25 protein-coding genes are annotated in these 24,819 nt (G+C 64.7%); 7 read left to right on the top strand and 18 right to left on the bottom strand.

All coding sequences use genetic code 11. The annotated features are described in order from the left end of the window. Positions 1-996, top strand: coding sequence for an endonuclease (locus tag NUH87_RS04780; RefSeq protein WP_338524983.1), 996 nt, complete (start codon positions 1-3; stop codon positions 994-996). A 10-nt stretch (positions 997-1,006) separates the two neighbouring features. On the opposite strand, the gene NUH87_RS04775 is transcribed toward NUH87_RS04780, so the two are convergent. From NUH87_RS04775 to ribBA, 6 genes are all read right to left on the bottom strand, one after another. After that, on the bottom strand, positions 1,007-1,642 hold the full coding sequence (locus NUH87_RS04775) for an START domain-containing protein (RefSeq protein ID WP_338524982.1): 636 nt from the start codon (positions 1,640-1,642) through the stop codon (positions 1,007-1,009). Positions 1,643-1,711: 69 nt separating this feature from the next. After that, positions 1,712-2,863 (bottom strand): ABC transporter ATP-binding protein, encoded by a 1,152-nt coding sequence (locus tag NUH87_RS04770; RefSeq protein WP_338524981.1) that lies wholly within the window; start codon positions 2,861-2,863, stop codon positions 1,712-1,714. A 17-nt stretch (positions 2,864-2,880) separates the two neighbouring features. Continuing rightward, positions 2,881-3,690, bottom strand: coding sequence for an ABC transporter permease (locus NUH87_RS04765; protein WP_338524980.1), 810 nt, complete (start codon positions 3,688-3,690; stop codon positions 2,881-2,883). 6 nt (positions 3,691-3,696) lie between these two features. Continuing rightward, entirely contained in the window at positions 3,697-4,638 is a 942-nt protein-coding gene (locus NUH87_RS04760) for an ABC transporter permease (protein ID WP_338526727.1), read from the bottom strand. Beyond that, the gene (locus tag NUH87_RS04755) at positions 4,635-5,660 is read right to left on the bottom strand and encodes a polyamine ABC transporter substrate-binding protein (protein ID WP_338524979.1); all 1,026 of its coding nucleotides are present in this window, start codon (positions 5,658-5,660) and stop codon (positions 4,635-4,637) included. The genes NUH87_RS04760 and NUH87_RS04755 overlap by 4 nt, the downstream gene beginning before the upstream one ends. Positions 5,661-5,896: 236 nt before the next feature. Then, complete coding sequence (gene ribBA, locus NUH87_RS04750; RefSeq protein ID WP_338524978.1) at positions 5,897-7,009, bottom strand: bifunctional 3,4-dihydroxy-2-butanone-4-phosphate synthase/GTP cyclohydrolase II; 1,113 nt, start codon at positions 7,007-7,009, stop codon at positions 5,897-5,899. Positions 7,010-7,084: 75 nt separating this feature from the next. On the opposite strand from ribBA, the gene NUH87_RS04745 reads away from it, so the two are divergent. Further along, positions 7,085-7,378 carry a DUF1330 domain-containing protein gene (locus NUH87_RS04745; RefSeq protein WP_338524977.1) on the top strand — a complete coding sequence of 98 codons (294 nt, stop codon included), beginning with the start codon at positions 7,085-7,087 and terminating at the stop codon, positions 7,376-7,378. On the opposite strand, the gene NUH87_RS04740 is transcribed toward NUH87_RS04745, so the two are convergent. The 11 genes from NUH87_RS04740 to NUH87_RS04695 form a co-directional block, all read right to left on the bottom strand. Further along, positions 7,368-7,931 (bottom strand): NUDIX hydrolase, encoded by a 564-nt coding sequence (locus NUH87_RS04740; RefSeq protein WP_338524976.1) that lies wholly within the window; start codon positions 7,929-7,931, stop codon positions 7,368-7,370. The genes NUH87_RS04745 and NUH87_RS04740 overlap by 11 nt on opposite strands. A 1-nt stretch (position 7,932) precedes the next feature. Continuing rightward, positions 7,933-8,685, bottom strand: a complete 753-nt coding sequence (locus tag NUH87_RS04735; RefSeq protein WP_040068441.1) for a GntR family transcriptional regulator — start codon at positions 8,683-8,685, stop codon at positions 7,933-7,935. A 102-nt stretch (positions 8,686-8,787) separates the two neighbouring features. Next, complete coding sequence (locus NUH87_RS04730; protein ID WP_040068439.1) at positions 8,788-9,273, bottom strand: flavin reductase family protein; 486 nt, start codon at positions 9,271-9,273, stop codon at positions 8,788-8,790. A 12-nt stretch (positions 9,274-9,285) separates the two neighbouring features. Next, on the bottom strand, positions 9,286-10,767 hold the full coding sequence (locus NUH87_RS04725) for an aldehyde dehydrogenase (RefSeq protein ID WP_338524975.1): 1,482 nt from the start codon (positions 10,765-10,767) through the stop codon (positions 9,286-9,288). Further along, the gene (locus NUH87_RS04720; RefSeq protein ID WP_338524974.1) at positions 10,764-11,597 is read right to left on the bottom strand and encodes an alpha/beta fold hydrolase; all 834 of its coding nucleotides are present in this window, start codon (positions 11,595-11,597) and stop codon (positions 10,764-10,766) included. The genes NUH87_RS04725 and NUH87_RS04720 overlap by 4 nt, the downstream gene beginning before the upstream one ends. Positions 11,598-11,622: 25 nt before the next feature. Beyond that, positions 11,623-12,213, bottom strand: coding sequence for an amino acid synthesis family protein (locus tag NUH87_RS04715; protein WP_338524973.1), 591 nt, complete (start codon positions 12,211-12,213; stop codon positions 11,623-11,625). Between the two features lie 544 nt (positions 12,214-12,757). Continuing rightward, positions 12,758-13,381 (bottom strand): potassium-transporting ATPase subunit KdpC, encoded by a 624-nt coding sequence (gene kdpC, locus NUH87_RS04710; protein WP_338524972.1) that lies wholly within the window; start codon positions 13,379-13,381, stop codon positions 12,758-12,760. A gap of 12 nt (positions 13,382-13,393) precedes the next feature. Further along, complete coding sequence (gene kdpB, locus NUH87_RS04705; protein ID WP_338524971.1) at positions 13,394-15,469, bottom strand: potassium-transporting ATPase subunit KdpB; 2,076 nt, start codon at positions 15,467-15,469, stop codon at positions 13,394-13,396. A gap of 16 nt (positions 15,470-15,485) precedes the next feature. Then, complete coding sequence (gene kdpA, locus NUH87_RS04700; RefSeq protein WP_338524970.1) at positions 15,486-17,213, bottom strand: potassium-transporting ATPase subunit KdpA; 1,728 nt, start codon at positions 17,211-17,213, stop codon at positions 15,486-15,488. A 61-nt stretch (positions 17,214-17,274) separates the two neighbouring features. Next, a complete protein-coding gene (kdpF, locus tag NUH87_RS31215; protein ID WP_084615063.1) occupies positions 17,275-17,358 on the bottom strand; it encodes a K(+)-transporting ATPase subunit F in 84 nt (27 codons plus the stop codon). A 94-nt stretch (positions 17,359-17,452) separates the two neighbouring features. Further along, positions 17,453-17,599, bottom strand: coding sequence for a hypothetical protein (locus tag NUH87_RS04695; protein WP_245220811.1), 147 nt, complete (start codon positions 17,597-17,599; stop codon positions 17,453-17,455). A gap of 223 nt (positions 17,600-17,822) precedes the next feature. On the opposite strand from NUH87_RS04695, the gene NUH87_RS04690 reads away from it, so the two are divergent. The 5 genes from NUH87_RS04690 to NUH87_RS04670 all read left to right on the top strand — a co-directional run bounded on the left by NUH87_RS04690 (position 17,823) and on the right by NUH87_RS04670 (position 24,149). Next, positions 17,823-19,814: an APC family permease gene (locus NUH87_RS04690; protein ID WP_338524969.1), complete on the top strand. Its 1,992-nt coding sequence runs from the start codon at positions 17,823-17,825 to the stop codon at positions 19,812-19,814. 176 nt (positions 19,815-19,990) lie between these two features. Continuing rightward, complete coding sequence (locus NUH87_RS04685; protein ID WP_338524968.1) at positions 19,991-21,127, top strand: aminotransferase class I/II-fold pyridoxal phosphate-dependent enzyme; 1,137 nt, start codon at positions 19,991-19,993, stop codon at positions 21,125-21,127. After that, entirely contained in the window at positions 21,124-22,095 is a 972-nt protein-coding gene (locus NUH87_RS04680; RefSeq protein ID WP_338524967.1) for an ornithine cyclodeaminase, read from the top strand. Before NUH87_RS04685 ends, NUH87_RS04680 begins: the two co-directional genes overlap by 4 nt. 89 nt (positions 22,096-22,184) lie before the next feature. Next, a complete protein-coding gene (locus tag NUH87_RS04675; RefSeq protein ID WP_040068417.1) occupies positions 22,185-22,808 on the top strand; it encodes a helix-turn-helix transcriptional regulator in 624 nt (207 codons plus the stop codon). An 87-nt stretch (positions 22,809-22,895) separates the two neighbouring features. Next, positions 22,896-24,149: a 3-phosphoshikimate 1-carboxyvinyltransferase gene (locus tag NUH87_RS04670; RefSeq protein WP_338524966.1), complete on the top strand. Its 1,254-nt coding sequence runs from the start codon at positions 22,896-22,898 to the stop codon at positions 24,147-24,149. Positions 24,150-24,158: 9 nt separating this feature from the next. Here the strand turns inward: NUH87_RS04670 and NUH87_RS04665 are convergent, their stop codons facing one another. Continuing rightward, the gene (locus NUH87_RS04665; RefSeq protein WP_040068413.1) at positions 24,159-24,809 is read right to left on the bottom strand and encodes an HAD-IA family hydrolase; all 651 of its coding nucleotides are present in this window, start codon (positions 24,807-24,809) and stop codon (positions 24,159-24,161) included. Between the last annotated feature and the right edge of the window lie 10 nt (positions 24,810-24,819).

Below are 24,819 nucleotides of genomic sequence, written 5' to 3'. Positions count from 1 at the left end.
ATGCGCGCCGTCATTCGAACGACTGCCAAGGCGCCGCAGGCGCTGTCCGGAGCCGACTCGCCCGCCGCCAGGGAGCTGCAAAAGCTCAAGGCCTGGTTCGCCGCGCCCGTCGGCAATCCGCCGGCTTTTGCGGTGTACAAGATCGACAGCGTCAAGCAGCAGCTCGACGAGCTGTTCCACGGCAAATGCGCCTATTGCGAAAGCTTCTTCGCCTCGACCGCGCCGGTGGATGTCGAGCATTACCGGCCCAAGGGTGCGGTGTCCGAGGACGCCAGCCATCCCGGCTATTGGTGGGTCGCCATGGATTGGGACAACCTGTTGCCCAGTTGCATCGACTGCAATCGCAAGCGCAAGCAGGTCACCCCCAGGCTCTCGGCCAGGCTGCTGACCCTGCGGGATGACCGCCAGGGGTTCAACCAGGGCCGCCTGCTGCTCTCCGGGAAGAAGGACAGCTTTCCGATCCTCGGCCAGCGGGCCATGTCCGACGCGGCGGACCTTGCCGCTGAGTACCCGCTGCTGCTCGACCCGTGCCGCGACAACCCGGACGAACACCTGAAGTTCCATATCAACCGGAGCAACCTGATCGGCCTGGTACTGCCCAGGCCTCACTCGGGCGCGGACCTTGCGTCGATGGCCGAAGCCGTCATGGACGACCATCTCCAGGACGCGCTGACAGCCGGCGTGAGCCTCAAGGGCAGCGTCTCGATTCATGTCTACGGCCTTAACCGCCTGGGCCTGGTGCAGGAGCGCACGCGCTTGCTGCGCCAGCTGGAGTTCCTGGAAATGCTGGCGCTGGAAGTGGGGGAGATGGCGGACAAGCTGGTGCCTGATCCCGAGGCGCCACCCTCGGCCACGGTTGCCAGTATCGCCAAGCGCCTGTACTTCCTTCAGGACCGGATCCTCGGGGAAATGAAGCGCATGGCCCGGCCCGAGGCGCCTTACTCAGCCATGGTCCGGGCCTGGATCGAGGATTTCAAGGTACGCTTGCAGGCCTGACTAGGCCTGACTACGGTGACGTTTCCACGCTGCGTACGCCCTGGTGCTCGGCCACCGCTCGCAAGGTCTTGAGGCTGATCATGGGCGCGTCGACCACGAACCGATTGGCCAGCCAGGAGGGGATATCGCCGGCCGGTTCGGCTTGCAGCTCATAGGTCACCCGGGTTTGCCGGTCGCTTTCCGGGCGCATGGTCCAGGTGCCTTTCAGCTGGCGGACACGGATCTGTCCCGGTGTGGCGGGCACGAAGCCGGGCACGGCTTCCAGCCGCCGGGTCAGGCTGCCGTCGTCGGCGCGTTCGCTGTGCACGTGAATCACCATGTCGCGGGTTTGCGCCGGCCATGGCAACGCGGTGGTGAGGTAGACCCAGGTGTCGTCGCCGTCATTTTTCAGCAGGCGCATGTCGGCGCAGGCATACAGCCACTTGCAGGCGACCCGGAGGTTTTCCTGCAGGTCGCTCAGGGTGCCGACATCGGCCTTGATCTCCACCTCGCCGCGAAAGCTCTGGTAGCGTGAACCCGGGACGTGGCGCAGGTAGACCTGAATGCCGTCTTCGTCCTTGGCCAGGTGCCAGTCGGTGGGCGCCGCCAGTGTCGCCGTGCAGAGCAGGGCACTGGCCAGCGCTGTGGCAGATAACAGGATGTTCATTCGGCTCTCCGGGTTGCACGGCCAACAGGGCATGGCTACCCAGATATAACACCTGAACCCGGGTTTTATTCAATGGGCGCCGGCCGCCTTGTTCAGATCACCCTCGCTCCACTGCGTATAGACGCAGGCATCGGCGCTGGCCCAGCGCACCCGCACCGGATCGCCGGCCTTGAGTGGCATGCCGGTGGCCGACAGCGCCTTGACCGTCATCGCCGTGCCGCCGTCGGTCATCACGCTGCAGGTCTGGCTTTCGCCGAGGAAGAGCATTTCGCCGACCTTGGCCGGTACCTCGTTCCAGCCAGCCGGCAGTGGTTCGGCGGCGGCCTGTGCGAGACTCAGGGCCAGGGCCTTCTCCGGACGCACCATCAGCAACAGCGGCTGGTCGTTGGAAACCCCGGAGGTCGGCCGGATTGCCAGGGCCTGCCCCTCGAAATCCCCCGTGGCGTTGCCCCGGGCCTTGAGCTTGAGGAAGTTCGAGTTGCCGAGGAACGAGGCGACAAAGGCGTTCGGCGGGTTCTGGTAGAGGTCGTAGCCGCTGCCCAGGCCGACGATCTTGCCGTGGCTGAAGATCGCGATGCGTTGGGACAGGCGCATGGCTTCTTCCTGGTCATGGGTCACGTAGACAATGGTGATGCCCAGCCGGCGATGCAGTTGGCGCAGTTCGTCCTGCAGGTCTTCGCGCAGCTTCTTGTCCAGGGCACCGAGGGGTTCGTCCATCAGCAGGATGCGCGGTTCGTAGACCAGCGCCCGGGCAATCGCCACGCGCTGTTGCTGGCCGCCGGAGAGCTGGGACGGGCGACGATGGGCAAAGGCTTCGAGCTGGACCAGCTTGAGCATCGCGTCGACCCGGCGTGAGCGCTCCTCGCTGCTGAGTTTGCGCAAGGTCAGCGGGAAGGCGATGTTGTCCCGCACCGAGAGGTGCGGAAACAGCGAGTAACGCTGGAACACCATGCCGATGTCGCGCTTGTGCGGCGGTACCTTGACCAGGGACTGTCCGCCCACCAGGATCTCGCCGCTGCTGGGGGTTTCGAAACCGGCCAGCATCGACAGGGTGGTGCTTTTGCCCGAGCCGCTGGAACCGAGGAAGGTGAGGAATTCACCGTCGCGGATCTCCAGGGAAATGTTGTCCACGGCGGCGAAGTCGCCGTAGTGCTTGTTCAGGTTGCGCAGGCTGACCAGGGGGCGGTCCTGCTGCGCGGGGTCTTTGATCACGGCACTCATGTTCTACTCCAGGGCGCTCAGGCGCGCAGTTCATTGCGCCGGCGCAGGGCGGCGGCGATCACCATCACCAGCACCGACAGGCCGATCAGCAGCGTCGAAGCGACGGCGATCACCGGGGTCAGGTCCTGGCGCAGGGTGGTCCACATTTTCACGGGCAAGGTTTGCAGGGTCGGGCTGGCCATCATCACGCTCAGCACCACTTCATCCCACGACACCAGGAAGGCGAACAGCGCACCGGCCACCATGCCGGGGCGAATCGCCGGAAAGGTCACCTTGAACACCGCCTGCAGGCGCGAGGCCCCGCAGATCACCGCGGCGTCCTCGATCGACTGGTCGAACAGCTTCAGCGAGTTGATGATCGAGATGATGGTGAAGGGCAGCGCGACGATCACATGGCTGACCACGAAGGCGAACATCGTCCCGGTGTAGCCGAGCTTGAGAAACAGCGCATACACCGCCACGGCGATGATCACCAGGGGCACGATCATCGGCAGGGTGAACAGCGCGTAGAGCAGTTCCCGCCCGGGGAAGCGCCCGCGCACCAGGGCGAAGGCCGTCGGCAGGCCGAGGGCGACCGCAAAGAAGGTGGTCAGGATCGCCACCTTCAAGCTGGCCATCGCGGCGTTCATCCAGTCGGCGTTGGAGAAGAACTGGCCGTACCATTTCAGCGTCCAGCCCGGTGGCGGAAACACCAGCCACTGGGAGGAACCGAACGACAGCAGCACGATGAACACGATCGGCAGCAGCAGGAACAACGCGATCAGCCCGGTCGTGAGATAGAGGCCCAGGCGCAGGCGCCGGCTCATGGCATTGGGAGTCAGGAGCATGGCGGCTTACCTCGCGTTACGGGCGCCGACCGGGGATTCCGGCTGGAGCTTCAGGTAGAAGTAGAACAACACCAGGGTGATCAGGATCAGCAGGGCGGCACCGGCGCTGGCCAGGCCCCAGTTGAGGAACGACTGCACCTGTTGAATGATGAACTCCGGCAGCATCATGTTCTGCGCACCGCCCAGCAGGGCCGGCGTGACGTAGTAGCCCAGGGACATGACGAAGACCATCAGCCCGCCGGAAAACAGCCCCGGCCGGCACAGCGGCAGGAACACCCGCAGGAAGTTGGTCCAGGGACTGGCCCCGCAGATGGCGCCGGCCTGCAGGATCATCGGGTCGATGGCCTGCATGGTCGCCTGCAACGGCAGCACGATGAACGGGATCATGATGTAGCTCATGCCGATCACCACGCCGGTCAGGTTGTGCACCATCTCCAGCGGCTGGTCGATGATGCCCATGGCCATCAAGGCCTTGTTGATCACCCCGGAGGCCTGCAACAGCACCAGCCACGAATAGGTCCGGGCCAGCAGGCTGGTCCACATCGACAGCAGCACGATACTCAGCAGCCAGCGGCCCCAGCCACGCGGCACCAGGGTGATCGCCCAGGCCAGGGGAAAGCCCAACAGCAGGCTGAACAGGGTGACCAGCCCGGCCACCGAGAAGGTGTTGAGCAGGACCCGTGCATAGGCAGAGTTGGCGAACAGCTGCTGGTAGTTCTCAAGCCCCGGCGTGGGTTCCAGGACGCCGCGCAGCAACAGGCCGATCAGTGGCGCGAGGAAAAACACGCCGAGGAACAGCAGGGCCGGTAACAGGTTACCAGCCCCTCGCCAGCGCTGCGCATACGAGGACTGCTGCATGACCGCCGCCTTGCTGCTGGCCAGGCCGGCAGCGCCAGGGGCGCTCCCGGTCGGACGGGTGTCAGTGGAGAGCGTGGCCGCCATTTTCATTTGACCAGCCATTCGTTCCACCGTGTCGCAATGGCCGGACCGTTCTTGGCCCAGTACGCGAAGTCGAGGGTGATCTGATCCTTAGCGTAGGCAGTCGGCAGGTTCGGTGCCAGTACCGAGTCCAGGCGGGCGACGCTGTCGACGTTGACCGGGGCATAGGCGGTCAGGTTGGAGAAGTCGGCCTGGCCCTTGGCGCTGCTGGCATTGGCCAGGAACTTCATGGCCGCCGCCTTGTTCTTGGAACCTTTAGGCACGACCAGGATGTCGGCCATGACCAGGTTCTGTTTCCAGCTCACGCCCACCGGTGCGCCGTCCTGCTGCAAGGCGTAGATCCGGCCGTTCCAGAACTGCCCAAGGCTGGCTTCACCCGAGGCCAGCAGTTGCTGGGATTGCGCGCCGCCGCCCCACCAGACGATGTCTTTCTTGATGGTGTCGAGCTTCTTGAAGGCGCGGTCCAGGTCCAGCGGGTAGAGCTTGTCGGAGGGAACGCCGTCGGCCAGCAGGGCCAGTTCCAGCACGCCGGGGCTTGGCCATTTGTACAGGGCGCGTTTGCCCGGGTAGGTCTTGGTGTCGAACAGGGCGCTCCAGTCCTGCGGCTTGCCGGCGCCCAGCTTGCCTTGGTTGTAGCCGAGCACGAAGGAGAAGTAGAACGAACCGACGCCGTGGTCGGAGACGAAACGCGGGTCGATCTTGTCGCGCTGGATCTGGCTGAAGTCCAGCGGTTCGAGCAGGCCTTCGGCGGCGGCGCGCAGGGCGAAATCGGCTTCGACGTCGACCACGTCCCACTGCACGTTACCGCTTTCGACCATGGCCTTGAGCTTGCCGTAGTCGGTGGGGCCGTCCTGGACCACGCTGATGCCGCTGGCCTTGCTGAACGGGTCGGCCCAGGCCTGCTTCTGCGCGTCCTGGGTGCTGCCGCCCCAGCTGACGAAGTTCACGCTTTCGGCCGCCATGGCGACATTGCAGGCCAGGGTCAGCAAGCCTGCGGCCAGTACGGCGGTTGCACCTTTGTTCAACACCATTTTCACGCCCTCATTTGTTGTGTTTTTGAGCGGGTTGTTGATGCCCGCCTATCGGGAGCAGTAGGTCCATCGGAGCCCTTTGAGGCGACCCTGCCAAGGGGTGTTGCGTGTGCTTTCCCTGTCGGGGGCACTGGGAAAAACTCTCCGGTCTACGGAATATCATATTATGGTATTCCAAACTTTCTGCAAGCACTTTGCCTGACCGGTGATCCGGCCTTTGGGCTTTCTGCGGGGAATCAGGCCAGTGGAAAGGGGATGCTTTCCACCACCTGCAGATCGTAGCCGGTCAGCCCGGCATATTTGAGCGGCGGCCCCAGGTGGCGCAGCTGGCCGACCCCGATGTCCTGCAGTATCTGGGCACCAGTGCCGATCTCCGAATAGATCCGCGATTGCGAGCGGCTGTACTGGCGTGGTGGGCGGGTCAGTTGCGGTACGCGCTCCAGCAGTGCCTGGGACGACTCATGGTTGGCCAGCACCACGACCACGCCGCAGCCTTCCTCGGCGACCCGCTGCAAGGCGGCCCACAGCGTCCAGTTGCTCGGCCCGTGGTACTCGGCGCCCACCAGGTCGCGCAGCGGATCGATGACGTGGACGCGCACCAGCGTCGGGGTGTCGCGGCGGATATCGCCCATGACCATCGCCATGTGCACGCCGCCCTCGATGCGGTCCTCGAAGGTGACCAGGCGGAACGTGCCGTGCACCGTCGGCAGTTCCCGTTCGCCGATACGCACCACCGTGTGCTCGGTGCTGAGGCGGTAGTGGATCAGGTCGGCGATGGTGCCGATCCGGATCCCGTGCCGACGGGCGAAGACCTCGAGGTCCGGGCGGCGGGCCATGCTGCCGTCGTCGTTCATCACTTCGACGATCACCGAGGCCGGGGTAAAGCCGGCCAGGCGCGCCAGATCGCAGCCGGCCTCGGTGTGTCCGGCGCGGGTCAGCACGCCACCTTCACGGGCGCGCAGGGGGAAGATGTGCCCGGGCTGCACCAGGTCTTCGGCGCGGGCATCGGCGGCCACCGCGGCTTCGACGGTGCGAGCGCGGTCAGCGGCGGAAATGCCGGTGGTCACGCCGTGGGCGGCTTCGATGGACACGGTGAAGGCGGTGCTGAACGCGCTGCCGTTGCTCGGCACCATCTGCTCGAGGCCCAGGCGCCGGCAGTGCTCGTCGGTCAGGGTCAGGCAGATCAGCCCGCGCGCTTCGCGGGCCATGAAGCTGATGGCCTGGGCGTTGCAGCAGTCGGCGGCGATCAGCAGGCCGCCTTCGTTTTCGCGATCTTCGTCGTCCACCAGCAGGACCATCTTGCCCTGGCGGTAGTCGTCGATGATGTCCTGGATACGGTCAAAGGCCATGCCGGCGCTCGCTCTGTATGAAAGTGTGATTTATGGTATACCATAATACAAAATCAACCAGCAATGAGGTCATCGATGAAGGCTTACTGGATTGCCCATGTGGAGGTCACCGACCCTGAGCAGTACACCGAATACACCCGCCGCGCCCCGGCGGTGTTTGCCCGCTACGGCGGGCGCCTGCTGGCACGGGGCGGACGCGCCGAGGCCCTGGAGGGCAGGGCGACGCCACAGCGCAACGTGGTGATCGAGTTCGATTCCTACGACCAGGCGCTGGCCTGTTATCGTTCGGCGGAATATCAGGAGGCGCGCGGGCACCGCGAGGGCGCGGCCCGGGCCGAAGTGATCATTGTCGAGGGGCTCAGCGGATGAAGTGAACCGTGCCGCTGTCGTCGTTGCCGACGTAGAGGCCGTAGACCCCGGCCTCGCGTTCCTCGATATAACGTTCGAGAATCTGCCGGATGGCCGGGTAGTAGATGCTGTCCCACGGGATCTCGTCCGGGGCGAAGAAGCGGTAGTCGAGGGTTTCCGGCCCGTACTGGCCGGTCTCTTCCAGGGCGAGGGCGCGGAAGATGATGTACACCTCGCTGATGGTCGGCACGCTGAAGATCGAATACGGCGAGACGATCTGTGCGCGCACGCCGCTTTCTTCCCAGACTTCGCGCAACGCCGCCTGTTCGGTGGTTTCGCCGCTTTCCATGAAGCCCGCGGGCAGGGTCCAGGTGCCGGGCCGTGGCGGGATCGCCCGTTGGCACAGCAGGTACTTGCCGTCGCGCTCGATGATGCAGCCGGCGATGATCTTCGGGTTGACGTAGTGGATGTAGCCGCAGCCCCTGCACATCAGGCGTTCATGGGTGTCGCCCGGCGGCACTTGCCGGCCGAGGTCGGCACCGCCGCACTGCGGGCAGAAGCGCGGGCTGGCCATCTCAGCGGCCCATGCGCGGTTCTTTGAGGGCGATGGGCGCGGTGATCTCGGGGGCCGGGCCGGCTTCGTCCTGCTTGCGCTTGAGGTACTCCAGCGCCACCTTGGCCGCCGCGCGCACGTGGTCGACCGAGGCCTGGTGGGCGGCCAGCGGGTCGCCGCTCTTGATCGCCTCGACGATCCGCTCCATTTCCTGGTTGCTGGCGCCGCGACGGTTTTCCTGGGACACCGAGGTGGCCCGCAGGTAGCTGATGCGGGCCTGCAGCTGACGCAGCTGGGTGGCGGCGACATGGTTGCCCGAGCCTTCGAGCAGCACGTCGTAGAAACCTTGCACCGAATCGATCACCTGCTGCAGCTCGCCGTCCTTGAGGGCCTTGCGATTGACTTCCAGGGCCTTTTCCAAGGCCTTGATGTCCTTGGCCTTGGCCCGCAGGGTGAACAGCTGGACGATCAGGCCTTCCAGCACGCAGCGCAGTTCGTAGATATCGACCGCATCGTCCAGGGTGATGATGGCGACGCTCGGGCCCTTGGCATCGGCGAACGCCACCAGGCCTTCGGACTCCAGGTGACGCAGGGCTTCGCGCACCGAGGTGCGGCTGACGCCCAGGCGCTCGCAGAGGTCGCGTTCGACCAGACGGTCCCCGGGCAGGAGTTGGAAGTTCATGATGGCGCTTCGCAGCTTGTCCAGCACGATTTCGCGCAGGGTAACGGGGTTGCGATTGACCTTGAAGCTGTCGTCGAGTGGCAGGCGTTTCATGGGATCCGCTCTAAAAGTTCGTGGGGCCGATCGAGGGCCGAAATCGTCGCCAAGCTTATCATGCGTCGTTCCTCTTCGTCGGCCCGCACCGTGGCAAAAGGCTCAGGCCAGCGCGGGCAGCGGGCCGAGCTTGCCCTTGTGGTAGATCATCGGCGTCACCGGCTGCTCGGGCAGGATCAGGTTCTTGACCGCGCCGACGATGATGGCGTGATCGCCGCCGTCGTATTCGCGCCACAACTCGCACTCGATGATCGCCGTGGCCTTGTCCAGCAGCGGGTTGCCCAGGGCGCTGAGGTGCCAGTCGATGCCGCGGGCCTTGTCCTTGCCCTTGCCGGCGAAGGCATAGGCCTCGGCCTGTTGGTCCGCCGCGAGCAGGTGGATGGCGAAGCGCTTGCTGTCGCGCAGGATCGGGTAGGTGTCCGAGGCGTAGTTGGGGCAGAACAGCACCAGCGCCGGGTCGATGGACAGGGCGCTGAAGGCACTGGCGGTGATGCCGACGATGCCGCCCTCGGCGTCCAGGGTGGTGACCACCGTGACGCCCGACGGGAAGGAGCCCATGACTTCTTTGTAGATACCGGGTTCGATCATCTCGGTTGTCTCCTAGCGCATCACGAAGGGGTCGGGCATCGGTGCCGACGAGAGGTTGATCCACACCGTTTTCAGTTCGGTATAGGCCAGCACCGAATCGATGCCGCTCTCGCGACCGTAACCGCTGTTCTTGAAACCGCCGATGGGCGCCATGGCCGAGACCGCGCGGTAGGTGTTGACCCAGATGATCCCGGAGCGGATGTCCCGCGCCAGGCGGTGGGCCCGGCCGAGGTCGCGTGTCCAGATGCCGGCGGCCAGGCCGAACTGCGAGTCGTTGGCGATGGCCAGGGCTTCGGCCTCGTCCTTGAAACGGATCACCGAGGCCACCGGGCCGAAGACTTCTTCCTGCATGATCTTCATTGAGTTGCGGTCGCATTCGAACAAGGTCGGCTCGTAGAACCAGCCTTCCGGCAGGTGCCCGGGGCGCTTGCCGCCCAGGCGCAGGCGCGCGCCTTCGGCCAGGGCGTCGGCCACCAGGCCTTCGACCACGGCCAACTGCTGGGCGGTGGCCATCGGGCCCATCTCGCTGCTGTCGTCCTGCGGGTTGCCGATGCGGATGCGCTGGGCGCGGGCTACCAGGCGCTCGACGAATTGGTCGTAGATCTCGTCCTGCACCAGCAGGCGCGAACCGGAGACGCAGCTCTGTCCGGACGCCGCGTAGATCCCGGCGATGGCGCCGTTGATCGCGCTGTCCAGGTCGGCATCGGCAAAGATGATGTTCGGCGACTTGCCGCCCAGTTCCAGGGACAGCTTGGCGAAGTTCTCGGCGCTGCTGCGCACCACATGGCGGGCGGTGGCGGCACCGCCGGTGAAGGCGATCTTGCGCACCAGCGGGTGGCGGGTCAGGGCGGCGCCGGTGCTCGGCCCGTAACCGGTGACGACATTGACCACGCCGGGCGGAATGCCGGCTTCCAGCGCCAGCCGTGCCAGCTCCAGGACGGTGGCCGAGGCATGCTCGGAGGGTTTGAGCACGACGGTGTTACCCGCCGCGAGGGCCGGCGCCAGCTTGATCGCGGTCAGGTACAGCGGGCTGTTCCAGGGGATGATCCCGGCGACCACGCCCAGGGCTTCGTGCACGGTGTAGGCGAACAGGTCCGGCTTGTCCAGCGGCAGGGTGCCGCCTTCGAGCTTGTCGGCCAGGCCCGCGGTGTAATGGAAGAATTCCGGCAGGTAGCCGACCTGGCCACGGGTCTCGCGGATCAGCTTGCCGTTGTCGCGGCTTTCCAGCTGGGCCAGGCGTTCCTTGTTATCAGCGATCAGATCGCCGAGGCGGCGCAGCAGCTTGCCCCGGGCGGTGGCGCTGAGGCCGCGCCAGGCCGGGTTTTCGAAAGCCCGTTGCGCGGCCTGGACGGCGCGCTCGACATCCGCTTCGTCGGCGTCGGGCAATTGCGCCCACGGCGCGGCGAGGGCCGGGTCGAGGCTGTCGAAGGTCTTGCCGGACAGGGCATCGACCCATTCACCGTCGATGCACATCTGGAAGCGGGCGAGTGTCATGCAACGATCCCCTTTATTGGAGTTGGACGGGTATGCGCTGTCGCGAGGAATTCCAGGAGCATCTGGTTGACCATGCGCGGCGATTCTACCGGCATCATATGCCGCTGCTCGGGCAGCACGGTAACCCGCGCGCCGGGTATACGCCGGGCCAGTTGCTCGGCCATTTCCGGGGTGGAACCCGGGTCCAGTTCGCCGGTGGCGATCAGGGTCGGTGCCTGGATGCTGCCCAGGTCCTCGGCGCGGTACATGTCCTGGGTGGCGAACAACTCGTAGGTGGTCAGGTAACCCAGGGGATCGTTGCCGGCCAGGGTCTGGCGGATGGCGGCGATCTGCGCCGGGTTCGCCGCCTGGTACTCGCGGCTGAACCAGCGGGAGAGGGCTGCCTCGGCGTTGGCATCCGGACCGTGTTGCGCCGCCTGGCTGGTGCGGGCGATCACCCCGGCACGCTGCTCGGCGCTGCGGTTGAACACGCTGTTGAGCACCACCAGGCCTTGCAGCTGTTGCGGGTAGTGCAGGGCGAAGGCCCGGGCCACCAGGCCGCCCATGGAAAAACCGATCACATGGGCCGCCGGCAACTGCAGGTGCTCGAGCAGTTCGTGCAACTGCTCGGCGTACCCGGGCAGCCCGCAGTCCGGGTCGGGGCGGGGGCTGGCGCCGTGTCCGAGCATGTCGTAGGCGATCACCCGGTAGTGCGGCGCCAGGCCGACAATCTGGCCGCCCCACATTTCTTTGTTCAGCCCTACACCGTGGATCAGGACCACGGGCGGGCCCTCGCCGGTCGCCAGGTAACTGGTGCCGGCCGGGGTGCGTTCAGCAGTGTGCCGAATCATGGAGCGCTCCTGCCTTGCTTGTTGATTACCGGGCTTTTTCGGCGGCCAGTTCTTCCAGGTCGATGTAGCGGTTGCCGATGCGCGGGTGCACGCGGCCACCGTCGGCGCAACCCAGCACCACGACGATTTCGTCGGCGCGCGGGGCGTCTTCGATGCGCATTTCCAGGGTGATGTAGTGCGAGCGCAGGCCTTCGTCGTCCTTGTGCATCATCGGGATCTGGATCGAGGTGCCGGGACCGCCGCGCTTGTTGGTGAAACTCAGGTAGCTCTTGGCCTGGACCGCCTCGCGGTAGTGGTTGCCGAAGCGCAGGGTGTGGATCACCGCCGAGGCGTGTTCGATTTCACCGTCGGCGCCGACCACCGCGGCCTTGCCGTAGGCTTCGATGCGCTCGGCGCCGCCGATGGCCGCCACCAGGCGTTCGACCATCATGGCACCCAGGTCGGAGCAGTGGGCGCGGATTTCCGGTTTCAGGTCTTCGACGAAACCACGACCCAGCCAGGGGTTTTTCATCACCACGGCGAGGCCGATCATGGTCACCGGTTTGTCGGTGGCCTTGCCGCCTTCGATCAGGGTCTGTTCGGTATAGCTGACGATCTTGCGGATTTCGAAACTCATAAGGGGCTCCTGAGGTGTACGTTGAACATATGGTCTGATGGTATACCATAATATTTGACGTGCAAGCCCCTTGTGAAAGTTTGTGGGTCCTGTCTCCGTATGGGATCTTGAAAATGCCGAAAAACCTGTAGGCGCCAGCTTGCTGGCGATGAGGCCCGTCAGTCTTGTATCGACTTCAGGGACGCCATCGCCAGCAAGCTGGCTCCTACAGGGGGCGGTGTTTTTTAGCGACAGCCGGTCAAGGTGACCTTGCAGGTCGACGGCGTTCCGTCCGATTCAGCGGCGTAGCGCCGGCAGTTATCCAGCGCTTTCACACTGGCGCTCTTCACGCTCGGTCCCCAGGCCAATCCGCCATCCCCCAGCGTCGGCACCGCCTTGGCGTAACAGGCGTAGCCTTCGACCGGGGTCTGCGAACGCCTCCCGAGCAGCCGGCGATCATTGAAAAACCGAGCGCCAGCATCAGCAGGCAGGGGATGCTTCGTGAGATGTGTCCGTTCATGTCAATTGTCGCTGTTGCAGAGTAAGTCCCGTCTATTGTCCCGTCTTATTGATGAACCGGATAGTCCCGTTGCAGAGCCAGGTTCAGGGCCAGCACATTGACCCGAGGCTCACCGAACAGCCCCAGCGAAGGTGCCTGGGTATTGGCCTGGACCAGCGCCAGTACTTTATCCAGGGCCACGCCGCGTTGTTGCGCCACGCGGGTGGCCTGCAGGATGGCATTGGCCGGGCTGATGTCCGGGTCCAGGCCGGAGGCCGAGGTGGTCAGCATGTCGGCGGGCAGTGTCTGGCCGGCCAGTTCAGGCTGGGCCTGCTCAAGGGCATGCCGGTCAGCCGTCAGCCGATCGCTCAGGGCCTGGCTGGTCGGACCCAGGTTGGAGCCCGAGGAGCTGGCCGCGTTATAGGGCGACGGCACGGTTTTCAGCGGGTCCTTGGGATCGGTGTCGGTGGTGGCCGACGGACGTCCGTGGAACCACTGCGGGGCATCCCACTGCTGGCCGATCAGCGCCGAGCCGATGACCTGACCCTCGGGGCTCTTCACCAGGCTGCCGTTGGCCTGCGCGGGAAACAGCAGTTGCCCGATCCCGGTGATGGCGAACGGATAGGCCAGGCCGCACAGCACAAAGGTAACGGCTGTCACGCGCAGGGCCGGTGACAAGAACTTGATCATGATCGGATCCTCCTACAGGAAGGGCGCCAGGCACAGGTCGATGAGCTTGATGCCGACAAAGGGCGCAATCAGCCCGCCGACGCCGTAGACCAGCAAGTTGCGATAGAACATGGTTTCCGCGCTCTTGGGCATGAAGTTGACGCCGCGCAGGGCCAGGGGAATCAGCGCCGGAATGACCAGTGCGTTGAAGATCAGTGCCGACAGGATCGCGCTCTGTGGCGTCGCCAGGTGCATCAGGTTCAACGCCACCAGGCCCGGCAGGGCGACCATGAACAGCGCCGGCAGGATGGCGAAGTACTTGGCCACGTCGTTGGCGATGGAAAAGGTCGTCAGCGCGCCCCGGGTGATCAGCATGCGCTTGCCGATGGTGACCAGGTCCAGCAGCTTGGTCGGGTCGGAGTCCAGGTCGATGATATTGGCCGCTTCCTTGGCCGGCATGGTCCCGGTGTACATGGCCAGGCCGACATCCGCCTGGGCCAGGGCCGGGGCGTCGTTGGTGCCGTCACCGGTCATGGCCACCAGGTGCCCGGCCGCCTGTTCGCGGCGGATCAGCTTGAGCTTGTCCTCGGGGGTGGCCTGGGCGACGAAGTCGTCGAGCCCGGCCTGGGCGGCAATCACGCTGGCGGTGGTCGGGTTGTCACCGGTGATCATCACCGTGCGGATGCCCATGGCGCGCAATTGCGCGGCCCGTTCGCGGATCCCCGGCTTGAGCACGTCGGACAGCTTGATGATGCCCAGGATCCGCCCGTCGATGGCCACCGCCAGGGGCGTCGCGCCCTGCTGGCTGACGCCCAGGGCGATGCGTTCGAGGTCAGCGGGAATCTCGCTGGCGTAGCTGACCAGGGAATCCACCGCGCCCTTGCGCACCACGCGCCCGTCGGCCAGGTCCGAACCACTCATGCGGGTCTGCGCCGAGAAGTCCATGCCCACGGCTTCTTCCAGGCGGCTTTCCTCGTGGATGCCCTGGGCCTTGGCAAAGGCCGTGGTGGACTTGCCTTCCGGGGTGCTGTCGAACAGCGAGGCTAGGTAGGCCGCCTGTTGCAGTTCCTGGCGTGTCACCCCCTTGACCGGCAGGAGTTCGGTGGCCTGGCGGTTGCCGATGGTGATGGTGCCGGTCTTGTCCAGCAGCAGGGTGTTGACGTCGCCGGCGGCCTCCACCGCCTTGCCGGACATCGCCAGCATATTGAAGCGCAGCGTGCGGTCGATGCCGGCGATACCGATGGCCGAGAGCAGGGCGCCAATGGTGGTGGGAATCAGTGCGACGATCAGGGCCACCAGGTCGGCGACGTTGATCTGCGCGTGGAGGTAGCTGGCCACCGGGGCAATGGCGGTGACCACGATGACGAAGATCAGGGTCAGCACCGAAAGCAGCACGGTGAGGGCGATCTCGTTCGGGGTTTTCTGCCGTTTGGCGCCTTCCACCAGGCTGATCATGCGGTCGAGGAAGGTGTTGCCCGGCGTGGCGGTGACCAGGATCACCAGCGAGTCGGAGATCACCTTGGTCCCCCCGGTGACCGAGGAGTTGACGTCCGAGCCGGACTCCTTGATTACGGGTGCGGATTCACCGGTGATCATCGATTCGTCGACATAGGCCGCGCCTTCGACCACTTCACCGTCCATGGGAATCAGCTCGTTGCGGCTGACCCTGATCAGGTCGTCCTTGCGCAGCGACGCGGCGGACACCACTTCCGTGCGGCCGCCGGCGAGCAGCCGCGTGGCATTGAGTTGCGTGGTGGTCTGGCGCAACGATGCGGCCTTGGCCTTGCCACGACCCTCGGCCATGGCTTCGGCGAGGTTGGCGAACCACACCGTGATGAACAGGATGAAGGTCACCACGCCGTTGTACAGCGAGGTGGCATTCGACGGCCCGAACAGCTGCGGGTCGAGGGTCAGCGCCGCGGTCACCAGGGTGCCGATCCAGACCACGAACATGACCGGGTTCTTGATCTGCACCCGTGGATCGAACTTCTTCAGCGGCTCGACCAGGATCAGCCGCAGACGCTCCTGCCGATTCTCCTGGCGCCGGCCCTTGCGGGCCTTGACCGGGGTCGACAGCGGGGCCAGTGGTAATGCTTTTTCAACTTTCATGTCAGTCTCCTCAGCCTTAGAACAGCAAGTGCTTGTTCATGGCGAAAAACTCGGCGATCGGTCCCAGGACCAGCGCCGGCAGGAAGGTCAGTGCGCCGACGATGACGATCGTCGCCAGCCACCAGATGCCGAACAGTGGGGTGTCGGTGCGCAGGGTGCCGATGTTGGGCTCCAGGGTCGGCTTGGCGGCCAGCGAGCCGGCGACCGCCATCAGGAAGATGATCGAGGGATAGCGACCGATCATGATCACGCAGGCGATGGCGAGGTTGTACCAGGGCGTATTGGCGTTCAGTCCGCCAAAGGCCGAGCCGTTGTTGGCGGCGGCGGAGGTGAAGGCGTAAAGCACTTCCGAATAGCCATGCACGCCGGCGTTACCCAGCGCGGCCACGCCGTAGGGCACCACCATGGACCAGGCCGAAGGGGCGAGGATCACCAGCGGGTGAATCAGCATGGCCAGCGAGACCAGGATGATTTCGCGTTTCTCGATCTTCTTGCCGAGAAATTCCGGGGTGCGCCCGACCATCAGGCCGGCGACGAAGATCCCGATCAGGCCGTAGATCAGGAAGTTGAGGAAGCCCACGCCCTTACCGCCGAAGACGCATTGCAGCATCATCTGCACCAGGGTCGAGAGGCCGCCCAGCGGGGTGAAGCTGTCGTGCATCGAGTTGATCGAACCGGTGGTGAACGCCGTGGTGTAGGCGGCGTACAGTCCGCTCTGGGCGATGCCGAAACGCACTTCCTTGCCTTCCATGTTGCCGCCGGCCTGCAGTGCGCTGGCGTGGGTGTCGATACCCAACTGACTCAGCAGCGGTGTGCCGGCCTGCTCCGGAATCACGCAGAGCAGCAGGAAACCCACCAGCATCAAGGCCATGACGCCGTAGATCAGCGTGCTCTGGCGGTGGTTCCTGATCATGTGGCCGAACATCACCACCAGCGCGGCGGGCAGGCTGGCCATCAGCAGCATCAGTACGAAGTTGCTCAGTGCGCTGGGGTTCTGGAACGGGTGCGCGGCGTTGACGTTGAAGAAGCCGCCGCCGTTGGTCCCCAGGTTTTCAATCGCTTCCTGGGCCGCGACCGGCCCCAGGGTCAGGGTCTGGTGGCCGCCCTGGAGGGTGTCGGTCACCACGCTGGCGTCCAGGGTCTGGGGCACGCCTTGCCAGATCAGGAACAGGCTCAGCAGCACGACCACCGGTAGCAGCACCCGGGTGGTGAAGCGGATCAGGTCGCGGTAGAAGTTGCCGAGATTGGCGCCGCCGTCGCTGACCAGCAAGGCGCGGATAAAGGCAATCGCGACCACGAAGCCGGTCGCCGCCGAAGTGAACATCGGAAAGGTGATGGCGGCCATCTGGCTGAAGTTGGACAGGGTGCTTTCCCCGCCGTAGCTCTGCCAGTTGGTGTTGGTGATGAAGCTGATGGCGGTGTTGAACGCCTGCATCGGTTCCATGCCGGCGAAATGCTGCGGGTTGAGCGGCAGCACATTCTGGAAGATCAGCACCAGGTAGATGAGCAGGGCCATCACCAGGTTGGTCGCCAGCATGTGGAAGGTGTAGCTCTTCCAGTTCATGGCCTGGCTGCAGGCCTGCTTGCCGATCAGCCGGTAGAGCAGGTTGTCGACGGGATCGAGCACCCGGTCGAGCACGGTTTTCTGATCAGTCACCACCCTGGCCAGATACCGTCCGACCACCAGGCTCAGCGCCAGCGTGGCGATCAATGTAATGATGATTTGTAGCCAGAGGTGTGACATTGCATGAACTCCTGAATCAACGGACTGTTCTGGCGTGCTCCAGCAAACATGAAGAGAACGCTCAGAACTTCTCCGGGTTGATAACGGCATAGAACAGGTAGATCACTACGCCGACCACCAGCGTCAATAACAGATCAATAGCCATATCGAACTTTCCTTCTTGTTGTTCCTGAGTGGGGCCGCGGGCGCAGATCGCCCGCAGCGCTGGTTCAAGCCCTGTCGATGAGCGGTTTGCAGGATCAGTTGCGGCTGTGCCGGTTTGGCAGGACAGGCTTGATGTCCGGGGCTTTCGAGGGCGTGATGACGGTCTCGGCAAAGAAGACGATCAGCCCGCACAACAGATAAAAGCCGATGATCGCTGCGAACAGGAGTGCGCTGAGTAACATGGCGTTAGTCCTCGATACCTGTAGCGTTAGTGGGCACTTTCAATCGACGGGGTCGATCTCGGTGGGTACACCTAAAGTATAAGTAGAGGGTTATTCGGGCCCGATAAGGCCTGCGTCTTTTTAGGCTTTCGCGCTATCAATTTTTCGTAAAAAAACTTGGCTAATTGATACGGGGTGGTCCTAACTGACCATAAGGCTATAAAGCATTTAATGGGTGGCGCTCATGCTCAAACTGGAACGGCTGGCGCAGGGGCTTATCGGGCCCGCGCGCGATCCACTGGCCCCCGATACACGCGCCCATACCTTGCTGGTCGGCCTGTTGGCCTGGGCTGGCCTTGGCGCCAGCGGCCTGTCTTCCGTCAGTTACGGTCCGGAGAGGGCCTATCTCGCCTTGGGCGCCCATCCTCAGTTGGGGGTGTTCCTGGCGCTGGCGACGCTGCTGACCGTCTGGGTCCTGTCGCTGGCCTATCGTCAGGTCGTCGAGCTGTTTCCCTCGGGCGGTGGGAACTACAAGATCGTCTCGGAACTGCTGGGTCCCAGGTTCGGCCTGGTGGCCGGTTGTGCCTTGCTCGTCGACTATGTGCTGACCATCTCGGTCTGCCTGGCCAGTGGCACGGACGCCTTGTTCAGCCTGCTGCCGGTCGATTTCCAGAGCCACAAGCTGACGGTGGAGATCGGTCTGGTGCTGCTGCTGATCCTGGTGAATCTGCGTGGTATCGCCGACTCGATCCGCTTGCTGCTGCCCCTGACACTGGGGTTCGTGCTGGTGCACGTCGGGCTGATCGTTTATGGCGTTGCATCGAAAGCCGCTGACCTGACCGGCACACTGGCCCGAAGCACCACCGAGACGCTGGCATTGTCCGGGGATATCGGCTGGCCGCTGCTGATGGCGCTGTTCCTGCGTGCCTACTCCCTGGGCGGCAGTACCTACACGGGGCCGGAGGCGATCGCCAACAACGTCAACCTGTTGGCCGAACCCCGGGTCAGGACCGGGCGTACCACCTTGCTCTCGGTGGGTTTTCCACTGGCGTTCATGGCCGGCGGCATGATTCTTTTATACAGCCTCTGGGGCGCGCAACCGACCTATGGGCAGACCCTCAACGCGGTGGTGTTCAAGTCCGTTATCGAGCAACTCGGGATTGCGCCGGGCGTCGGCCATGGGCTGCTCCTGCTGACCCTGGCGCTGGAAGGCGGCATTGTGTTCGTCGCCGCCAACGCGATCCTGATCTTCGCCCCCTCGCTGCTCGGCAACATGGCCGCCGACTCCTGGCTGCCGCATCGTTTCTGCAATTTGTCCAACCGCCTGGTCAAGCAGAACGGCGTGGTCTTCGTCGGTGTCTGCGCGTTGCTGATCCTCCTGCTGTCACGCGGATCCCTCGGGATGCTGGTGGTGCTCTACAGCATCAATGTGTTTCTCAGCCTGGCCCTGGCCAAGGCCGGGTTGTGCCGGCACTGGTGGCAGCATCGGCGCGAAGGGCCTTGGTTCGGGCGGATACTGGTGGCGGCAACAGGCTTTTGCGTGGCCTCGGGCATCCTGCTGGTGACCCTGACGGAAAAATTCTTCGAAGGCGGTTGGGCGACGCTTTGCCTGACCCTGCTGGTGATCGGCGGATGTGCCGTGGTCCGGCATCACTACGCCAAGGTGGAAGCCCTCCGGACGCAGATGGACACCGAGTTCACACTGCCGGCGCAAGTGCTGGCAACGGTTACCCGTATCGAGCCCTCGCCGCAGGCGCCGACGGCGGTGATCCTGGCCACCGAACACTGGGGCGCGGCGATCCATACCTTGCTCTGGGTGCAACGCCTGTTCCCGAACCGCTTCACCCATGTGCTGTTCGTCGGCATCGTCAAGGTGGAGGGCCAGGTCTGGGGGCGGATCGACGGTGTGCAGCAACGCAAGACCCGGCTTGACGAATCCATGGATCAACTGGAGGCCTTCTGCGCTCAGGCCGGTCTCAGCTCGACGCGGCGGATCGGCTACGGGACCGACCCGGTCGCCGAGCTGCAGAAGCTGCTCGGCGAAGCCACCCGGCATTACCCGGGTTGCGTGTGCTTCAGCAACAAACTGATCCTGCAGAACAGTTGGGGCTTCAGCGAATGGCTGCACAATCAGACGCCGCTGTTACTGCAACGTCAGTTGCATCTGGATGGCATTCCCCTGGTGATTTTGCCCCTCAAACTGAACGGGGCCGGGCACAAGAGTGTGATGGCTTGAGTGCTCCGGGGTACCGCAGGGGGAGCGCACAGGTGTTGATGGGTATCGAAGGCGGAGTGCTTGTTTTATATAAAATGTAAAAAATATACTATCTATATAATTTTTCGTATTCTCTGTCCAAGGCCTGATGTCCCTGACGCGAAGGCCGTGACCTGAACAGACCTGGGGGAACACGCATGGCCACACTTCCGGATTTCCGACTGGAGACCTACTTTTCCAAGTGGGAATTCTCCGCGCGCTACCACATGACCGCGTCCGATGCGCAAAGCATGGCCCTCAAGGACCTGCTGGCCCTGGCCGATGCGGCGGACCGCGAAGCCTTCGAGACGCTGTCCCTGGGCTACACCCAGACGTTCGGGGCACCCGAGTTGCTGGAGGTGATCGCTTCAACCTACGAGCGCCAGACCCCGGCCGACCTGCTCTGCTTCGCCGGAGCCGAGGAGGGGCTCTACGTGGCCATGCATGCGCTGCTGGACAAGGGCGACCATGCCATCGTGGTGACGCCCAACTATCAGTCCTCGGAAACCATTCCGTTGAGTCTCTGCGAGGTCACCGGCGTGGCCCTGGACCCGGAGCAGGGCTGGACGCTGGATATCGATGCGCTGGCGGCGGCGATTCGGCCCAACACCCGGCTGATCTCCATCAACTTCCCGCATAACCCCACCGGCAAGATCCTAGAGCGCGAGCGTTTCGACGCCCTGGTGAACCTCTGTCGCCGGCACGGTATCTATCTGTTCAGCGACGAGGCCTATCGCTTGCTGGGGTTGGGTGCGGGCGGGCAACTGCCGGCCGTGGCCGATGTCTACGAGCGCGGTCTGTCGCTGGCGGTGATGTCCAAACCCTATGGCCTGCCGGGGCTGCGGATCGGCTGGATCGCCTGCCAGGACCGGGCGTTGCTGTCGCGCATGGAGCGGATGAAACATTACCTGTCGATCTGTAACGCCGGCCCCAGTGAGGTCCTGGCACGGATCGCGCTCAAGGCCCGCGAGCCGATCCTGGCGCGGATTCACCAGTTGATGCGCCACAACCTCGCGTTGCTGGATGGGTTTTTCCGCGAGTTCGACGGGCTGTTCGAGTGGTATCGCCCTGATGGCGGCTGCATTGCCTACCCGCGTTACCTGGGGGCCGAAGGGGTCGAGCGTTTCGCCAGCGACCTGGTGGAGCGCACCGGTGTGCTGTTGTTGCCATCGAGCATCTATGAGTCGGCGCTGGGGCCGGTGCCGCGGGATCGCTTCCGTATCGGTTACGGCCGGGCGCATATGGAGGAGGGGCTGGAGGTGTTCGCCAACTACCTGCGCGGTCGCCGCCCGTGAGCCCGCTGGCGCTGCCGGTCCACGGGCTGGGGGAGTTGCGCAGCGTGCTGCTGCGCAAGGACATGCTGCGGGTGGTGCGCGAGGCCTTTGTCCGCCATGCCGAAGGTGAGGTCGTCGCGCCTCGGGGCGGTGAGCTGCTGTTCCAGGACCCGCCGGGGGACTGCCATATCAAGTTCGGCCATTTTCGCGGTGGCCAGGTGTTCGTGGTCAAGGTGGCGATGGGTTTCTATGAGAACGCCGCCAGGGGCCTGGAAACCAATAACGGCCTGATGCTGGTCTTCGATGCGCGGACCGGGGCGACCCTGGCCGTGCTCAATGACCAGGGTTGGCTGACCAGTTGGCGGACCGCCGCCGCCGGGGCGTTGGCGGCCAAGGCCGGTGCACCGTCGCGGGTCTCGGCGCTGGGCATTGTCGGCAGCGGCCATCAGGCCGAACACCAGGCGCGCTGGACGGCCGAGATGTTGGGCGTCGAGCGGGTGTTCATCTGGGGACGTAGCTCGGAAAAAGCCGTGCGGCTGGCCGCCGGCTTGAGCCATCAGGGCTTGATCGCCCAGGCTGTTCCGAGCGTGGAGCAACTGTTCGAACGGTGCAATGTGGTGATGACCTGCACGCCGTCGACCTCGGCGATCGTCCCGGCCTCGGTGGTGCGGCCCGGCACCCATATCGTCGCGCTGGGGGCCGATAGTCTCGGCAAGCAGGAACTGGACCCGGCGATTCTGGCCCGGGCCCGGGTGATCATGACCGATGACCGTCATCAGTGCGCCGAACGAGGTGAGTTGGCCCATGCCCTGGCGGCGGGGTTGGTCGAGGCCGGGGTCGATGTTTCGCTGGGGCAGGTGCTGGCCGGCAAGGTCCCGGGGCGTTTCAGCGACGATGATGTGACCGTGGCTGACCTGACGGGGCTGGCGGCCCATGACATCGCCATTGCCAGCCTGGCGGTCGAGTCGTTGCGCAATGCGCAGCGGTAGGTGATGGCCTATAGCCATTAGTGGCGCGCTCGCTCCAGAAGGGGGCATTGCGTACAATTCCCGTTCATTTTCAATGGCCCGGCTCCCCTATGGTCGATATCGCCTTCATGAACGCCGCCGCCGAGGGCTTCGCGGCGCTGCTGTTTCCCGACCTCGAAGCGGTGGTCCACGATGTCCGCAGCGGACGGATCACCCATATCGCCAACAGCTTTTCCAGGCGCAAGGTCGGCGACCCCTCGTTGCTCGACGACCTTGGTGAGCTGGAGCAGGGCGCGGATGTGATCGGCCCCTACGAAAAGAACGGCGCCAACAACCGCCAGTTGCGTTCGATCAGCATTGCCGCGCGGGCCGACAGCGGTGAGATCGTGGCCTTGCTGTGCCTGAATTTCGATGTGACGGCCCTGTCCCAGGTGCAGAAACTGCTGGGCGGCTTTGCCGCCGGCCTCAAGCCGCAACCGCGTCCGCAGGCGTTGTTCAACGCCGATTGGCGGGAGAAGTTCAACGATATCGTCGAGGCTGTCTCGGTCCGCCAATGCGTGCGCCGAAGCGATTTCGGCCGCGCGGAAATCCGCCAGGCGCTGATCGAGGCCAAGGTCAGCGGGCTGCTGGATATCCGCAATTTCATCGATTATTTCGCGGAGTACTTCGAGATTTCCCGGGCAACGGTTTACAACTACCTGAAAGCGATTGCCGTCGACGACGGAAACGGATGATCCTCCGGGCGCATTAATGGCATCATGGCGCACTTGTCGAGGCGCACGAGCCTGTGCGCTGATCTTTCGAGTCTGGAGAGTTGATCAATGGCTGTGCAGCAAACCCTCACCGTGATCCCGCCGAACGCGTCCCTGAACGGAAAGGTGACGCCGCCCGGTTCGAAGTCGATCACCAACCGGGCCCTGTTGCTCGCCGCCCTGGCCAAGGGCACCAGCCGCCTGTCCGGGGCGCTGAAAAGCGATGATACCCGGCACATGTCCACCGCCCTGCGGCAGATGGGCGTGCAGATCGACGAGCCGGACGAGACCACTTTCGTGGTCACCGGCAATGGCAAGCTGCAAGTGCCTGAGCAAGCGCTGTTCCTCGGCAATGCCGGGACGGCCGTGCGCTTCCTGACCGCGGCGGTGACCACGGTGGACGGTCGCGTGGTGCTGGATGGCGACCACTATATGCGCAAGCGTCCCATCGGCCCGTTGCTCGAAGCCCTGCAACGCGGTGGCCTGGACGTCGCCAGCGAGACCGGTTGCCCGCCGGTGATCGTGAACGGCCGTGGCGGTGTGCAAGCCAGGCGTTTCGAGATCGATGGCGGCCTGTCCAGCCAGTACGTGTCGGCCTTGCTGATGCTGGCGGCCTGCGGCGAAGGCCCGATCGAGGTGGCGTTGACCGGCAAGGACATCGGCGCCCGCGGTTACGTCGACCTGACCATCGCCTGCATGCAGGCCTTCGGTGCCCAGGTCGAGGTGCTGGACGAAACCCTGTGGCGCGTCGCGGCCACCGGCTACCGCGCCTGTGACTACCGGATCGAGCCCGACGCGTCGGCCGCCACCTACCTGTGGGCGGCGCAGGCCTTGACCGACGGCCAGATCGACCTGGGCGTGGCCGGCGAAGATTTCACCCAGCCGGACGCCAAGGCGCTGGAGGTGATCCAGCAGTTCCCGCACATGCCGGCGGTGATCAACGGTTCGCAGATGCAGGATGCCATTCCGACCTTGGCTGTGCTGGCGGCGTTCAACGAAACCCCGGTGCGCTTCGTCGAGCTGGCGAACCTGCGGGTCAAGGAGTGCGATCGGGTCCAGGCGCTGTTCGATGGCCTCAACGGCATTCGTCCGGGTCTGGCGAGCGTGGAAGGCGACGATCTACTGGTCGCTGCCGATCCGGCCCTGGCCGGCACCACTTGCGATGCGCTGATCGACACCCACTCCGACCATCGCATCGCCATGTGCTTCGCCCTGGCCGGCCTGAAAGTGGCGGGTATCCGCATCCAGGACCCGGATTGCGTGGCCAAGACCTACCCGGATTACTGGAAGGCCCTGGCTTCGCTGGGCGTACAGTACGCCTGAGCGATCTGATCAGGCCTGGACCAGCGCCAGGCCTTGTTCGTTGATATCGACGGCGACCTGTAGGTAATCGGCCAGCACCCGGTGCGGGGTTTGCATCGGGTGGGCGTGGGTGGCACTGATCACCACCACCCGTGCGGCAGCGGCTTCTCCCGCGGCGATGCCCGCCGGGGCATCTTCAAATACCAGACAGTCTTGTGGCCTGACGCCCAGGCGTTGCGCCGCCAGCAGGTAGCAGTCGGGCGCCGGCTTGCCGTGGGCGATGTCTTCGGCGGTGATCACCAGGGGTGGGAAGTCCAGGCCGGCGGCAGCCATCCGGCGTTCGGCCAGGGCTCGCGGCGCCGAGGTGACAATGGCCCAGCGCTCCGCTGGCAGGGTCGCGAGAAAGGCTTTCGCGCCTTCGATGGCGATCACGCCCTCGACGTCGTCGATTTCGGCCTGGGTGATCGCCGCCGCCTCTCGTTCGGGATCGACCCCGGGCAGGTTCTGGCGGCGCACGGTCTCGACACTGCGCACCCCGTGAATGGTCTGCAGGAAGGCTTCGACATCGAGGCCGTGGCGCGCTGCCCAACGGGCCCAGACGCGCTCGGCGCTGGCGATGGAGTTGAGCAGTGTCCCGTCCATATCGAATAGAAACGCCGCGAATCGCTGACCTTCAACCATCTCTGTTCTC

Source organism: Pseudomonas batumici, assembly GCF_036585405.1.
GTDB classification, from domain to species: Bacteria; Pseudomonadota; Gammaproteobacteria; order Pseudomonadales; family Pseudomonadaceae; genus Aquipseudomonas; species Aquipseudomonas batumici.
This window is presented reverse-complemented; position numbering and strand designations above follow the sequence as displayed.